This is a genomic window from Mesorhizobium sp. WSM4816, assembly GCF_055811535.1.
In genome coordinates, this window is record NZ_JBVVQR010000007.1 from 176840 (window position 1) to 190836 (window position 13997).

Annotated in this window: 12 protein-coding genes; 4 read left to right on the top strand and 8 right to left on the bottom strand. The window is 61.0% G+C overall.

Annotated features, from left to right (window positions below; translation table 11 throughout):
- Positions 1 to 72 precede the first annotated feature (72 nt).
- Positions 73 to 1416 (bottom strand): nucleotide sugar dehydrogenase, encoded by a 1344-nt coding sequence (locus tag AC0L3H_RS11430; protein WP_473585508.1) that lies wholly within the window; start codon positions 1414 to 1416, stop codon positions 73 to 75.
- Positions 1417 to 1526: 110 nt separating this feature from the next.
- Complete coding sequence (locus AC0L3H_RS11435) at positions 1527 to 2705, bottom strand: DUF3095 domain-containing protein (RefSeq protein WP_473585509.1); 1179 nt, start codon at positions 2703 to 2705, stop codon at positions 1527 to 1529.
- A gap of 73 nt (positions 2706 to 2778) precedes the next feature.
- On the opposite strand from AC0L3H_RS11435, the gene AC0L3H_RS11440 reads away from it, so the two are divergent.
- Both AC0L3H_RS11440 and AC0L3H_RS11445 read left to right on the top strand, forming a co-directional pair.
- Positions 2779 to 3867 carry a glycosyltransferase family 4 protein gene (locus AC0L3H_RS11440; RefSeq protein ID WP_473585510.1) on the top strand — a complete coding sequence of 363 codons (1089 nt, stop codon included), beginning with the start codon at positions 2779 to 2781 and terminating at the stop codon, positions 3865 to 3867.
- Positions 3864 to 4628, top strand: a complete 765-nt coding sequence (locus AC0L3H_RS11445; RefSeq protein ID WP_473585511.1) for a polysaccharide deacetylase family protein — start codon at positions 3864 to 3866, stop codon at positions 4626 to 4628. Before AC0L3H_RS11440 ends, AC0L3H_RS11445 begins: the two co-directional genes overlap by 4 nt.
- A gap of 1 nt (position 4629) precedes the next feature.
- On the opposite strand, the gene AC0L3H_RS11450 is transcribed toward AC0L3H_RS11445, so the two are convergent.
- The 3 genes from AC0L3H_RS11450 to AC0L3H_RS11460 all read right to left on the bottom strand — a co-directional run bounded on the left by AC0L3H_RS11450 (position 4630) and on the right by AC0L3H_RS11460 (position 9086).
- Positions 4630 to 5484 (bottom strand): MBL fold metallo-hydrolase, encoded by an 855-nt coding sequence (locus tag AC0L3H_RS11450; protein ID WP_473585512.1) that lies wholly within the window; start codon positions 5482 to 5484, stop codon positions 4630 to 4632.
- 135 nt (positions 5485 to 5619) lie between these two features.
- Positions 5620 to 6069 carry a cyclic nucleotide-binding domain-containing protein gene (locus tag AC0L3H_RS11455; RefSeq protein WP_091594718.1) on the bottom strand — a complete coding sequence of 150 codons (450 nt, stop codon included), beginning with the start codon at positions 6067 to 6069 and terminating at the stop codon, positions 5620 to 5622.
- Between the two features lie 302 nt (positions 6070 to 6371).
- On the bottom strand, positions 6372 to 9086 hold the full coding sequence (locus AC0L3H_RS11460) for an ABC transporter transmembrane domain-containing protein (RefSeq protein WP_473585513.1): 2715 nt from the start codon (positions 9084 to 9086) through the stop codon (positions 6372 to 6374).
- 29 nt (positions 9087 to 9115) lie between these two features.
- On the opposite strand from AC0L3H_RS11460, the gene AC0L3H_RS11465 reads away from it, so the two are divergent.
- Together AC0L3H_RS11465 and AC0L3H_RS11470 are read left to right on the top strand one after the other, a co-directional pair.
- Positions 9116 to 9607 (top strand): hypothetical protein, encoded by a 492-nt coding sequence (locus tag AC0L3H_RS11465; protein WP_473585514.1) that lies wholly within the window; start codon positions 9116 to 9118, stop codon positions 9605 to 9607.
- Positions 9552 to 10223, top strand: a complete 672-nt coding sequence (locus AC0L3H_RS11470) for a methyltransferase domain-containing protein (RefSeq protein WP_473508368.1) — start codon at positions 9552 to 9554, stop codon at positions 10221 to 10223. The genes AC0L3H_RS11465 and AC0L3H_RS11470 overlap by 56 nt, the downstream gene beginning before the upstream one ends.
- A gap of 91 nt (positions 10224 to 10314) precedes the next feature.
- On the opposite strand, the gene AC0L3H_RS11475 is transcribed toward AC0L3H_RS11470, so the two are convergent.
- Genes AC0L3H_RS11475 through AC0L3H_RS11485 form a run of 3 tightly spaced genes read right to left on the bottom strand, consistent with a single transcriptional unit; the run spans position 10315 to position 13962 of the window.
- Entirely contained in the window at positions 10315 to 11505 is a 1191-nt protein-coding gene (locus AC0L3H_RS11475) for a glycosyltransferase family protein (protein ID WP_473585515.1), read from the bottom strand.
- A complete protein-coding gene (locus tag AC0L3H_RS11480; protein ID WP_473585516.1) occupies positions 11502 to 12746 on the bottom strand; it encodes a glycosyltransferase in 1245 nt (414 codons plus the stop codon). Before AC0L3H_RS11480 ends, AC0L3H_RS11475 begins: the two co-directional genes overlap by 4 nt.
- 1 nt (position 12747) lies before the next feature.
- Positions 12748 to 13962, bottom strand: a complete 1215-nt coding sequence (locus tag AC0L3H_RS11485) for a glycosyltransferase family protein (protein ID WP_473508194.1) — start codon at positions 13960 to 13962, stop codon at positions 12748 to 12750.
- Between the last annotated feature and the right edge of the window lie 35 nt (positions 13963 to 13997).

A 13997-nucleotide genomic window follows, 5' to 3' on the forward strand; every position in this document is an offset into this window, starting at 1 on the left:
GTGGCGAGGCTGCCGGGGGAGTGCAATCACGATCCTGACACCAGGCAAAAAAACTCGCCGGCTCAGACGCGGTCAGGCCTTCACCACCGTCTCTCGGGCCAGCCCGAGGCGGCCAAAAACATTGCGTGTGTCGATGATCAGAAGAGCGTGATCAGCGATCGCCTGATAGTCGATCGCGTCGTGGTCGGTTGCAATGACGACAGCATCGAAATCCTTCAATGCCGCCTCGGTCAATTCGACCGAGCGCCGCCCCTTGATCGTCATATGCTCTCGTGTGGCCGGGATCTCGGTAACATGCGGATCGTGAAATTCCGCCTTGCCGCCCCATTCCTCGATGAGTTCAATGAGCCGCAACGAGGGGCTTTCGCGGATGTCGGGCACGTTCTTCTTGTAGGCGAGCCCGATGATGAGAATGCGCGAGCGGCTGAGCGCCTTGCCGCAGCGCTGGTCCAGCGCCTTCGCCAGTTCATCGATCACATGACGCGGCATGGCCGTGTTGATCTCTGCCGCCAGTTCGATGAAGCGGGTTGGCATTTCGTATTCGCGCGCCTTCCACGTCAGGTAGAAGGGATCGATCGGAACGCAGTGTCCGCCGAGTCCGGGGCCAGGATAAAAAGGCATGTAGCCGAAGGGCTTGCTCTTTGCCGCCTCGATCACCTCCCAGATGTCGATGCCCATCGCACCGAGCACGACCTTCAACTCGTTGACCAGGGCTATGTTGACGGAGCGGAAGATGTTTTCCGTCAGCTTGACCGCCTCGGCGGTCGCCGTGGTGGAAACCGGAACGACGGTTTTGACCACGCCCTGGTAGAAAGCCTGCACGAGTATCGCCGCTTCAATGCCGTCGCCTGCCACGACCTTGGGGATTGTCGCGACTTCAAAGCTGCGGTTGCCGGGATCCTCGCGTTCGGGCGAGAAACCGAGGAAGAAGTCTATCTTGGACTGCAAGCCGGTTTCTTCCAGTATCGGCTTGATCACGTCGTCGGTGGTGCCGGGATAGGTGGTCGATTCCAGCACGATCAGCTGGCCGGGACGCAGATGCTTCGCGACGGTGCCTGCCGTGTTCCTGACAAAGGAGAGGTCCGGCTCACGGTTTTTCGTCAGCGGTGTCGGAACGCAGATGATGATGACATCGCAGACGGCCAGTTCGGCAAAATCCGCAGTGCCGCGGAACCGTCCGCTCGCCACCTGGCCGGCAAGGGCTGTCGACGTCACCGCCTCAATGTAGGATTGGCCGTTGTTCAGGCTCTCGACCTTCTGGGCTTCGATGTCGAAGCCAGAAACCGGGAAGCCGGCGCGTGCGATCGCAACTGCCAGCGGCAACCCGACATAGCCCAGCCCGATCACGCCGACTTGCGCGGTGCGCGTCGAAATCAGGTTTAGAAGACGGTCATATGTCGATCGTGAGGCGTCCAAAATCTGCTTTCCGTCAATTCTGACAGGCCGTCCGTGCCCATGGCGAGGCTCACCTGGTTCCCCAGGAACCCCGACGCATATTGCGGAAAATCGATTTCCGCAAGCTGCCGTCAGGCCGGCACCTTCGCCTTCAGGCTTGCGGCGGCCATCGCATAGCCGCCGGCGGCGCCATCGATGAAATGAACGTGATCGCGCTGCAGCGGCGAGGCGACGAGGCATGTCATCAAGGCCGATTTCTGGCGGTGCAGGCCATAGTTGCAGATGCCCGCCTCTTCCGCCTGTTTCAGCCGGTTCTCGATCCGTTGCAACACATCCGCGTCAACGTCGATAGTCATCTTCAAGCCGTCGTCGAACTTCCGGAAATCCGAATTGCTGGCCACGTCGCGTTTGTAGATCTTCGGATCGAAGCTGCCGATCGTCCAGCCATATCTATCTGACACAGCCGTAAGCGTCAGCTGGAACAATATCCACAGCTTCGACAGCCACCGCCATCCTGCCGGCGCCATGGCCCGCGCCTCGATATCGAGGCCGGCGGGCGAAAAACTGTAGGCCGGACCGTTTAGCGGCAACGGGTGGCCATCGCGTTCCTGCCCCCCGGCAAGGGCGATGATGTCGGAAGCCAAAGACTGAAAACCGCGCAAGTCGCGCGACGGCCCCGGGATGGCTATGATCGAGACGATTTCGCCATGCCGGGCGTCGATCGGGTTCCAGCGGCAGGAGAGGCCGGTAAGATCCGGCCGTGTGCCGGCTGGCGCAGGATCGATGCGGTAGCGCCCCGCTTTCATCTCGGCTTCCGCCCAACTGCCGCCACCGCCCGCAAACATGGCATAGAAGACCGCTTCGGAGGCCCGGAACCTCGCCACGCGAACGTCGAGGCCTTGCGCTCTTATATCCTCTATCGGCACGATTGCGGCACGCAAGGTCAGGTCCAGTTCGTCCGCCACCCATCTCTGGACAGCGGCCAGCGCGCTGCGGGTGATCTCCAGTGCCGAGCCGGGAAACGCCACGAGCGCGCCGTCGCCGCCGAAGACAAAGGGAAGATCCCGCCGACCCAGCGCATTGAGCAGCGCCGAGATAACGCTGGCGCCGGCCATATTGACGGTTTTATAGCGCCCAGCGTCGATCGCCTTGGTCGAGCCGACGATGTCGGCGGTGGCCAGCGCCCAGCCATCCGGGAGAGGCCGATAATTATCGATATCGGCAACGCTTTCGAACCTTGCGAAGACCGGCAAGGAAGCGACAAACGGATCGGACGCTGCAGCTGTTTCCATGAGCATCAGATACCACATTCCACTGCTTGAAAGTGAGTCGATCATGCTTCGAAATTGACTTGCGCAGGCTTTCCGATGATAGGGTCGGGCGATGCGAATTGCCTTCTACGCGCCGCTGAAGTCGCCCAATCATCCCGTTGCCTCCGGCGACCGCCAGATGGCACGGTCGCTGGTCAAGGCGCTGGAGCATGCAGGGCATAGCGTCGAACTGGCATCCGAATTGCGCTTCTATCTACGTGAACCGGTTCCGAAAATTTTCGATGCGCTCAAGATCGAAGCCCGAGAGGAAGCCGCGCGGCTGACAAAGCTTTGGGATCGTGACGGCAAGCCCGATCTCTGGTTCTCCTATCATCCCTATTACAAGGCGCCCGACCTGATCGGACCCGAGCTGGCGTCGGCCTTTGCTATCCCCTGTGTGACAGCGGAAGCCTCCTACTCGAGGCGGCGCAACGCCGGTTTGTGGGCCGACACGCAGGCGTTGGTGGCGCGAGCCCTCGAACAGGCAGCGCTGAACATCTGCTTCACGCAAAGGGATCGTCAGGGACTGGCAGATGCGATCCCCGACGCCGCTCTCGGTATGCTTTCGCCCTTCATCGACACTTCGGCATTCGGGGAAATGCCGGCACGGGGTTGTCCGACGCGCCTCGTTACCGTCGCCATGATGCGCCCGGGCGACAAAGTCGAAAGCTATCGCATGCTGGCGCAGGCGCTCGGTCCGATCGGCCACCTGCCCTGGACCATGTCCGTCGTCGGGGATGGGCCTGCCCGTGACGAGGTCAAAGCGCAATTCGCCGGCTTGCCCGCCGACCGTATCGTATGGCTTGGCGCGATTGAGCCGGCCGCCGTACCGGATGTCCTCTACAGTGGGGGAATTTACGTCTGGCCGGGTTACGGCGAGGCCTATGGCGTTGCCTATCTTGAAGCACAGGCCGCCGGCCTTCCGGTGGTGGCTCAGGACATCGCCGGCGTGCCGGAGGTCGTGCGGGATGGCCAGACCGGGTTTCTCACCCCGCCGGGCGATGTGGCGGCGTTCGCTTCTGCCATTGAAAGGCTTCTCACCCGTAACGACGAAAGAACCAACATGGCCGCGGAAGCCAGACGTTTCATCCTCGAAGAACGCTCCCTCGGTGTTGCGGCGGGGCGTCTGGCCGAACTTCTTGCGAAGATCCCGGTCTCATGACATCCGATCGGATCTGGCAGCCCTTGGTGGAAGAACTGGCGTGCCGGCAACGGGCGGACCGTAAGGCAGAGTTCTGGCTGCGTGACGATGACGCCGTGGATCCGACGCCTGCGCTCGATCGGCTGCTCGACCTCACCGGTGAATTCGCAGTTCCGGTCACTCTGGCCGTCATTCCGGCCCTGACTGACGAGAAGCTTGTCGCCCGGCTTGACGAGGCGCCGCATGCCGCGGTCGCCATCCATGGCTGGGCGCACCGAAATCATGCGCCCGAGGACCAGAAAAAGCAGGAGCTCGGCGCGCATCGGCCACGCGAGGCGGTGCTCGATGATCTGGCTCGCGGGCTGTCGCACGTAACCGGCCTGCACGGCTCACGTGCCGTTCCGATGCTGGTGCCACCCTGGAACAGGATCGACGCCGGCTTGGTACCCAACCTTGGATCGATAGGATTTGCGGCATTGTCGGGCTATGGGCCGCCGGAGCCGGCTCCACTGGCGGTCATCAACAGCAATGTCGACATCATGGATTGGCATGGCACGCGCGGCTGCCGAGATCATGGCCTATTGGTTCAGGCTATCATCGCGCAATTGCAGCGTGCAATCGGCGGCGGCGAACCGGTCGGCCTGCTCACCCACCATCTCGTACATGATGAATCGGCCTGGCTGTTCCTCGAACGGCTGTTCACAGTCACCGCACAGACTGAAGCCTGCGCATGGCTTCCGATCGGGACATTGATCGGGCGCAGCGCCAGTAGAGGAAAATAGCTCAGCGCTTTTTGTGCAACGAGCCCGGAAATTCGAGCGTCTGGCCATCCCGAGCGGCAAAAGCGCCGGCAAACCTGTCTTTGGCCAGTTGCTCGATCTCGTCCAGTTGCTCGTCGGTGCGTGTCGGATCGTGGTGAAACAGCGCAAGCCGCCGCGCACCGGCCGCCTCACAGAGCTTGACGCCCTGTTGCCAGGTCGAGTGCCCGTTACCGCGGCGGCGTTTCATTTCCTGGTCGGTGTAGGTGCAATCGTAAATGACGAGGTCGGCATCTTCGATCAGGGCGAGCACCGCCTGATCGAGTTTGTCCGGCTCGTGCTCAGTGTCTGTGATCACCGCCACGACCCGGCCGCCCCATTCGACCCGGTAGCCTATGCAGCCGCCCGGATGGATAAGACTGCCGGTTCGGACCACCACCCCTTCGCGCGGGCGAAGCACTTCTCCGGATACGAAATCGCGGCAGTCTAGACTTGCCTTGCAGATCTCCAGTTTCACCGGAAACCACGGCGGCCGCATGAACTCATCGACCATCTGCCGGGTCGTCATGCGTCCTGCAAGATGCCCGGACCAAAGCGTAAGCTTGACGCTCCGGTCATAGATCGGCGCAAAAAACGGCAGCCCGATGATGTGATCGTAATGGCAGTGGGTGAAAAACAGGTCGAAATCGGTCACGCCTGACGCCCGAAGCGCGGCGCCGGCAGGCCGTAGGCCAGAGCCCGCGTCGAACAGAAGCGTATGCTTGCCGCATCGCATCTCAATGCAGCTCGTGTTGCCGCCATAGCGAGAGAATTCTGGCCCTGATACCGGAGTGCTGCCGCGCACGCCCCAAAACCTGACCAGGAAAACTTCGTAGTCCATGCTACCCCTTCCCAGTCCCCGTCGCCCATCGTAGCCAAACAACTGCTGCTAGGCGAGACAGGTTTTCTCCGGGGTAATCTTCTCAGCAAGAGGCCAGTGCCATCGCGACGGCGAGGATCGAGCGCACGTCATCCTTTATTTGGTGCTTCGTGCGTCGATCAGATCCGCGGTCGTATGGCTTAGGCGATCGGCAAGAACCCGCAATATCTCGATGGTCATTTCCGGGAACTCCCTCATAAGCCTCAGGAAATGATCCTTGCGGATCCTCAAGACTTCCAGCGGACTTGCCGCTCTGACGGTGGCGGTGCGAGAGCTGTTGCACAATATGGCGATCTCGCCAACAATCGAATTTGGCTCCAGTTCGGCAACTTTTATCGGTCCGCTGTCGGAATCGACCAGAATATCCGCCCTGCCTGAAAGGATGACATAGGCGGCGTCTCCCTCGTCGCCCTGCCGGAAAAGGATCTGGCCGGCGCTGTAGCTCACACGATCGGATGTGAACGCAAGCAGCTTGAGCTTTGTCGGGTCGATGGCAGAGAACAAAGGAACGCGTTGCAGCATTGCAACTTCATCCTTGAGCAGCATTGTCGCAAACCTTCCCAAAATTCGCGTTTGCCAGACTAGAGCAATGGACGCCCAGATGGAATGAATTCTGTTTCCGGGATGGCGAGACGAACCGCGCGAAAGGTGGCGAGCCCGATGTCGTGCGATCGGGCGATGCCACCTGGCAATGGCGTCCGCCAACCGGAAACTCGAAGAGCCGGATGAATCTGCGGCAAACCCTTCGGGTTTCGGCGGGATGTGGCCTCGCTGCGCCCGTCGTCGAATCCCTTGACCGTGCAGTAAATTCCCACCGGCAGAATGATCCCATCTGAATGTCCGCTGCTCTATGACAACAGTCCCTTGAATGTACCGTTCCCTGCCAAAAGTGTCTCGGGTGTTCCGTCTTCCACCAATTTACCCGAATCGAAGACGATAACGCGATCGAACATCATCGCCATCGCCGGGTTCGTCACGACCCACACAATTGCCGGCGAATGGCCGTCGCGCCTGGCTTCCTCGAGCACGTTCCGCAGCACCTTGTCCTGCATGCGCTGGTCGAGCGCCGACAGCGGCCGGTTGAGAATGAGAAAATCAGGACGCTTGAGCAGGGCCCGGGCAACATCGAGTTTCTGTCGCTGTCCGCTGGTCAGCCGCCTGCCGCTGGAGCCGACGTTGAAGTCCAGGCCGACATCCAGAAGTTCGGCATAAAGCCCAAGTTCGTCAAGAATGTCATAGACGATGGAGCGTATGCGATCCGGCGCGTCGGGATGGTTGTTGCCCACACGCCCGAACAGGACATTATCCATGACGGTGGCCGCGGCAATGTATTTGGCGGGATCATACCGTTCGATGGCATTCTGCAGCTCGGGCGGCAGGTTTTCATGGAACAGGTTGCGTGCAGCGACGATCTTGCTCATCAGTTCGTCGCTCAGCAGGCCGAAGCGGTGCCGGGGCTCGATATAGGCAAAGCTCAAGGTGACGATCATGGCGCGGTCGCTCTCCGAAACCGCCTCGTGGGGACGGTTCTTGAGCCGTTGCAGCAAGGTTTCGTAGGTGGGTATCTCCTCGGCGCTCATGAAGGCAAGTTGCTGGAAGAACGGGTGATCGGGCGGCAGGTCGGCAAACAGCTCGATCGCCTGTTCGGCGATCTCCATGCCCATTTCGTAGAGCGTGCGGTCGAGGCCGGCTTGCCTCAGCACAGAAGCAAAATAGGGATTGGCCGCCAGAGCCCTGTCGGCCAGTTCGGGGCCGGCGGCAGCGCCGAAGAGCAGGTTTTGGCCGATCGTTGCTTCCTTGTTGTAGGCGCCCGGTTCGAAAGGAACCACCAGTCCGCTCAGCCCTTCGTGTTCCAGCCGGGTTCGCAGCGCCGCACGCAGTTCGACGATCCGCCGGGCAAGCTCGCTGTGACGCGTGAGATCGGCCGAAGAGCGCAAGCCAAGATCCAGGATATCGCGCGATAGAACAACCGCGTCGAGTACCCGGCGCACGGCTTCAAAGAGGTCGTTCGGGCCGGTAGCGCCGGCGGAAACATAGTTGATCCAGTCGCTGTGGATATCAAGATCCGGATTGCCCGACAGGCGCGCCTCATGCATGTTCCAGCGGTGCTGGTCTGCCGCAGCACTGTCATAAGGCACCGATGTCAGCGGCGCATGCTTCAACCCGTAGAGCAGGTTATCGCGCAGGCTTGCCTGGAACAGGAAAACATCCGACGAGGCATAGGACATGCGCCGGCCGGTCACTGCTTCGGGGAGTTCAAGCAAGTCGTCGGCGCCCGAAGCGACCCTTCCGCTGTCCGGCCAGTTCAGCCTTGCGAAGGCTTCTGCAAGCGCCTCGGCTCCACCCGTTGCGGTACTGAGCAGCGCCACCGTCTCACCCGGCTTGATCTTGAGGGAGACACGGTCGAGGAGCATTGCACCGCCATCATCTGCTATTGACAGACCGATCGCAGACAGGGGCTTGGTCATCGGATCGGGATCGTCGATCGTCAATGCCCCGATCCTCGGCGCAATGAGCCGATCGACGGTGAATTGTTCAACGACCTGCTGATATTTGACCTGGACATCCTGCCGCGCCTGATCCCAGTCGATCAGTTCCTTCATCGGTCCGGGCAGGTCCTTGTAGGCGCCGATCACGGCCACGAGCTGACCGACGTCCAGCCGCCCCTGGATGACCAGATACCCGCCGATCATGTAAAACAGAAAGGGCGTGAGCTGCGCGAGAAAATTGTTCAGAAACTTCACCATGAATTTCCATTGGTAAAGATCGAAGCGGATCTTGAAGATGAGCCCGAGCCGGGCAGCTATGTCGGCGCGCTCGTAGTTTGATGTGTCGTGGACGTGAACCGCGCCGATGCCGTCGACGATTTCGCCAACCCGGCCCGAAAGCGCGCGCGCCGTCAACTGCCGTTCGCGCCCGAGCACGATCAGCCGCCGCCGCATTCGCGGGATGAGCACGATCTGGACCGCCACGATCCCGGCCGCGATCATTCCGAGCCAGAAATTCTGGACCACGATGAACAGCATGGCCGTCAGCGCCTGGCCGCCGAGCAGCACCGGCTGCACGAAGGCATCGCCGATGAAGCCGCCCAGCGGCTCCACCTCGTCCTTCACCATGGTCGCCACCTCGGCGGATTTCACCCGCTTGAAGTAAAACGGCGGAAACCGCAGCACACGATCGACCAGATCGAAGCGGATACGCCGCAGCATGCGTTCGCCGAGGCGGCCCTTGTAGGTGTTGATATAGAATTTGAACAGGCCGTTGATGACGACCAGCAAGAGGAACACAAGGCTCAGCGCAAACAGCGTCGCCACGCGGTCGAGCTGAAAACCGGAGAAGAACTGGACCTCTCCGATGAACGGCAGGTTATAGTGCAGCCTCATGAATGGCTGGGTCGCGCCCGGTTGCTCGAACCCGCTACCTTGGATCGGGCCGTTGATGATCAGCTTCGGCAGGTCGAAGGACATGAAATACGGGATCATCGAAAGCACGACGATCATCAATATCCAGAGCTGCTGCTTCTTGGTGTGCGTCCAGATATAGCGGGCTAGGCTGGGTTCCATATGCGGCTGTGGACCCTTCAGTTGGAACGATGCAGGATGTAAAAGCACCTGCTGGCGAATGGCGTATCGGCAATTTCTTCGTCGCCAAAGACAAGCTCGAAGCTGCAGCGCACGGAGATTGTCCTGCGCTCAACGATGGAAGGAACATGCGAGGCGGCGCGATCCAGTTCCGGCGCATGATCGATAACAACGACATCGGCATTGCTGATCATCGAAGAATGCGGCTGGCCAAACGGTTCGCGGCTTCGGTAGGGTTTCGGCGAATAGCCGAGCAGCACGAGGCAGCAGCTGCGCGGCTGGTGCTGGCGAATGGACGCCGCTGGTCCGGACAGATGCAACAGGCTCTCTCCGGCACCGGGCAATGGCGAAGCGGCTTCCAGCATAATCACGTCCGCGAATCAACAGCCTTCCGGGAGGCAAGATTGCGTTGTGTCGCCCGAAATCCCAACCTACAAGACGAATATGATGGATGTCACGCAACCACGCAATGCCGGCATGGACTGGCACGAGCAAGCCTTTGACCTGACGCGGGGAATTGCTGCCTATGTCAAGTGCCCCCTGGTGGCAGCGCTGGCGCGCGTCATCACCAGGCATCCGAACGCCGATATCGCCAACGCCTTCAACCACAAGCAGGTCGCCTGCAAGATGTGGGCGCTCGACAGGCTGTTCGAAAGCTGCGGCGGCCGGTTCGGGCGCATATGGGTTCTGGGTGGATGGTACGGCGTATTGCCGGCTATGCTTTTTAACGACGCTCGCTTCGACATCGCGGCGGTCGATAGCATCGACATCGATCCCGAAGTCGCGCCGGTCGCCCGGACCCTCAACCGGGAAGCCGGCGACCGTTTCCGGGCACTGACGGCAGATATGTACGCACTCGACTATGCGGCCGGGCGGCCCGACCTGATGGTCAATACGAGCTGCGAACACATAGCCGATCTGCGCGCCTGGCTTGCTCTGCTTCCGCGGGGCACGACTGTACTGCTGCAATCGAACGATTATTTCAGCGAGCCGACGCACATCAACTGCGTGGCTTCGCTTGCAGCCTTCGAAGCAATGGCGGCGTTACAGGAGGTGCGGTTCTCCGGCGAACTGCCGACAAAAAATTATACGCGCTTCATGCTGATTGGAACTGTTTGACGCATTTCGCCCGGTTTGGGACAACGACATGCATAAACGAGGGGTTGAAGCGCGTCGCACGAACCTCGCCAGACGCGACGCGCGTTAGCATCTATCGTCTGTTTTGATCATGAACTTCTCCGAAACCAGGCCCCACTTTTAGGGACCATGTTCGATACCGCTGGCGCAGAATTTGCGCCGAGCGATGCGCGCCCTCCAGATCGAGACGATGCGCGGCTGGCGTCGGTCCCGCAAGCGCCTGTTCGATCGCTTGCGCCAAACCTTCAGGCGTCAGGTCCTTCTCCATCAGCACCGTTGCAAGACCGAGTTCTTCGAGCCTCAGGGTGCGAACCGTCTGTTCGGTTTCCCCGCCGGCTGCAAATGGAACGAGCAGAGAGCGACAACCCGCGCGCAGGACATCGCAGACCGTGTTGTAACCCGCCTGCGAGACCGACAGGCGGGCGCCAGTCAGCAGGCTGGCGAAATCCTCGCGGAACCGGAAGATGGACAGGACCGGCGCGGCATCGCGTGCGATCGCGTCAAACTCGTCTTTCGGCAGGTTGGGGCCGGTGATCAAACACCATTTCCAGGTGTTGCTGGCATTCCGCGCCGCTGCGATGGTGGAGCTGACAAGGCTCTTCCCGGCGGCCCCGCCGCCAACCGACACCAGAACGTCGAAGCGCTCGGAGGCCGCGGGCGATGGCGGCGCGGCAACGAGCCCCGTGTAGGTGACCTCGGCCTTGATCGCCCCAGCCAGTGGAAATGTCTTGTCGATGGTTGCGAAAGCCGGATCGCCGTGGACCATGACAAGGTCGAAATGCCTGTTGATCAGATCGACCGTTTCCTCGTTTCGGCCCGGCTTGACGCGCTGCTGAAGGATATCACGGACGGACGTCGCCAGCAGCGGTCTGGGCGACGTCGCGTCGATGGCCTCGATCAGCGGCAGGAGTTCGAAACGCATCTGCCGGCGTCCAAATGGAAACGCCTCGACAATGACGATATCAGGCCTGCAATCCCGGAAGGCCTGCAGCAGCATCTCTGAACGCCATCTCTTGAAATCATCGTCGATGGGTTTGCCCCGCAGGTCGACAAGTCCGGAAAATCCTTCATCACCGGAGGTGACAGGTGGCAGGGTTACAGATTTCACACCCACTCCCGGAAACCCCGCGATCGGCGCTCCGCCGGTCACGACCGTTACGTCAAACCCGTCATCGACCAGAGCCGCCGCAATGCGGCTGGCGCGCGCGAGATGGCCGATACCGAGCAGGTGCTGGACATAGAAGAAAGCGCGCAGCCGCTTCATTCGGCGGCCCGCCACTCCCGCTCGAACAGTTCCTTGAGCTGTCCAATGCTTGCCAAATGATCAAAATTACCGCGCACGCGCCGCTCTGCGGCGTCGCCGAGGCGGGCGCGCAGCACGGGATCACGGATCAGGCGCTCCAGCGCCTGCGCCAGGGCAATTGGGTTTTCCGTCGGAACCAGCAGCCCGGTTTCATCCGGCGATAGAAGCTCCGGCACGCCGGAAATTTCGGTCGACACGCAGGCAAGCCGCTGGCTAGCCGCCTCCACCAGAACATTCGGCAGACCGTCCCGGTCGCCATTTGCGGCGATCCTGCAGGCCAGGGCGAAGATGTCGGCGCAGCGGTAGTGCTCAAGCACCTCCTCCTGCGCAAGCGCGCCTTTCCAAAAGACGCGGCCATCCAGGCCGAGCTTTTGCGCCAGCGCCTTGAACCGTTCCAGTTCCTCGCCGCCGCCGATATGCTCGAAACGCCACGCCAAATCACCAGGCAAGAGGGCAAGGGCCCCCAGCAACGTATCGTAACCTTTCTTTTCAACGGCGCGCCCGACACTCAGAATGATAACCGGTTCGTCCGGCGCCGAGCCGTCATGCTGTTTTCGCGCCTCGCCGAAACTGCCGAAGCGATCAAGGTCGAGCCCATGATAGCTCAGATGCACAGACGCGTTGCCGTTAGCGAGTTTTTTCAGACGGTCGAAGCCGGTTTTCGTGCAAGTGACCGTCCAGCGGGCCGAGGAAAGCTTGCCAGCCAGATCCCAGTCCGCCGAAGTCCAGATGTCCTTGGCATGGGCCGAGCAGCTCCAGGGCAGGCCACGAAGCTGGCTGGCATAGCGCGTCACCGATGCCGGAGTGTGCGCGAAATGTGCGTGCAGCCAGCCCGCGTCTTCCGGCCATTCGGCCGCCAGCACGAGCGCTTGTCCGAAGCGGCGCGCGCGATTGCGCGTAAAGTCGCGGCCGAGGTCGATAGCCAGCGATCCGAGCGCGCGCCAGAAGCCCAGCCGAAGCAGATAAGCAAACAGCGAGCGAACCACGCGCAGCGGCTCTTCATGCAGATATTCCGGCAGATAATGGACGGGCGCTTTGATCTCGTCATGCACGGGGTGGCGTTTTGCGTCGGTCGGCCGCCTGAGCGCGAAGAGTATCAGGTCGAACCCCGCACGCTCCAGACCGAGCAGTTCCTGCGCGATGAAGGTTTCCGACAGCCGCGGATAGCCCTTCAGAACCACGACGATCTTGCGATGTTGCAACTCAGATCATGCCTTCAATGACCGAAAGGTGATGGCCGCCCCGCCGGTCGAGCAGTTCCGCGACGATTTCAGAAATGTGAGGCAGCCCTTCCAGCGTCAGATGCGGATGGCTCTGCGATGGGCCGGGCCGGGCCGGCAGCACCTCCAGCGCATTGGCAAACCGCTGGGAATCCTCGGCTTCTTCCGGCAAAAGCATCTCAATGAGGCCGAGTTCGGCTGCGCGCCGTGCTCGAATCAGTTGTTCCTCGCGGGGCTTGACGCGCGGCACGATCAGCGCCGGCTTGTCGAAAGACAGTATCTCGCAATAGGTGTTGTAACCGCCCATCGCCACGACCGCCTTGGCGCCGGCAATGAGATCTTCCATGCGGTTGTCGAACTCGATGATCTTGATATAGGGGATCTTGGCCCCCTTCTTGAGCAGCTTGTTGCGCTTGCGCGCCGGCATGTAAGGCCCAAGCACGATCAGCGCCCTATGCTGCAATTGCGGATCCTGCTGATAGGCATCGATGACACTGTGGATCAGGTCGCCGCCGTCACCGCCGCCACCGGTGGTAACGAGGATATAATCGCCGTCGGGCCGGTGGCCGGGCAACTCGTTCTTCTGCAGGCTCCGTTGCAGGAAACCGACGAACTTCATCTTTGCCCTGACAGCCGGCGGCACGTCCAAACCGATCAGCGGATCGTAGAAATCCGGCGGACCATAGACCCAGACCTTGTCGTAGAACAGGCCTATCTTGCGCATCACATCCCTGTGTGCCCACTCTGCTTCGAGCAGATGCGGCGCGTCCATCACCTCGCGCAGGCCAAGCACGAGCGTGGTGCCCCGCGTCTTGAGGTAGGACAGCGTGTCCTCGATCTCACCGCGCAGGCCGAGCGGTTCCTTGTCGACGATGAAAATATCCGGCCGGAAGGTCTCGGCTGTGTGGCGGATGATCGACTGGCGCATCCTTAGCGTCTCATGCAGATCGATATCCTTTTCCAGCGAGGTGTATTCGCCGTTGCGCAACTTGATGACGCTGGGGATCTTCACGAAGTCGACACGGGCGCGGTAGTCGAAGGCGCCAGCGATAGTCGCACCCGAAATGATAAGCACCTGAAGTCCGCGGAAATCCTCGACCAGCGAATGCGCGATCGTCCGGCAGCGCTGCAAGTGGCCGAGCCCGAACGTGTCGTGGCTGTACATGAGAATTCGAGCATTTTGTACGTGCTGGGTCATTGTTGAACGTCTTTTGGAATTCTCGCCTGAGGACC

Coding starts and splice junctions, on each gene's coding strand:
- AC0L3H_RS11435 (WP_473585509.1), bottom strand. CDS start 2,705: ATGTGGTATCTGATGCTCATGGAAACAGCTGCAGCGTCCGATCCGTTT.
- AC0L3H_RS11440 (WP_473585510.1), top strand. CDS start 2,779: ATGCGAATTGCCTTCTACGCGCCGCTGAAGTCGCCCAATCATCCCGTT.
- AC0L3H_RS11445 (WP_473585511.1), top strand. CDS start 3,864: ATGACATCCGATCGGATCTGGCAGCCCTTGGTGGAAGAACTGGCGTGC.
- AC0L3H_RS11450 (WP_473585512.1), bottom strand. CDS start 5,484: ATGGACTACGAAGTTTTCCTGGTCAGGTTTTGGGGCGTGCGCGGCAGC.
- AC0L3H_RS11455 (WP_091594718.1), bottom strand. CDS start 6,069: ATGCTGCTCAAGGATGAAGTTGCAATGCTGCAACGCGTTCCTTTGTTC.
- AC0L3H_RS11460 (WP_473585513.1), bottom strand. CDS start 9,086: ATGGAACCCAGCCTAGCCCGCTATATCTGGACGCACACCAAGAAGCAG.
- AC0L3H_RS11465 (WP_473585514.1), top strand. CDS start 9,116: ATGCAGGATGTAAAAGCACCTGCTGGCGAATGGCGTATCGGCAATTTC.
- AC0L3H_RS11470 (WP_473508368.1), top strand. CDS start 9,552: ATGGATGTCACGCAACCACGCAATGCCGGCATGGACTGGCACGAGCAA.
- AC0L3H_RS11475 (WP_473585515.1), bottom strand. CDS start 11,505: ATGAAGCGGCTGCGCGCTTTCTTCTATGTCCAGCACCTGCTCGGTATC.
- AC0L3H_RS11485 (WP_473508194.1), bottom strand. CDS start 13,962: ATGACCCAGCACGTACAAAATGCTCGAATTCTCATGTACAGCCACGAC.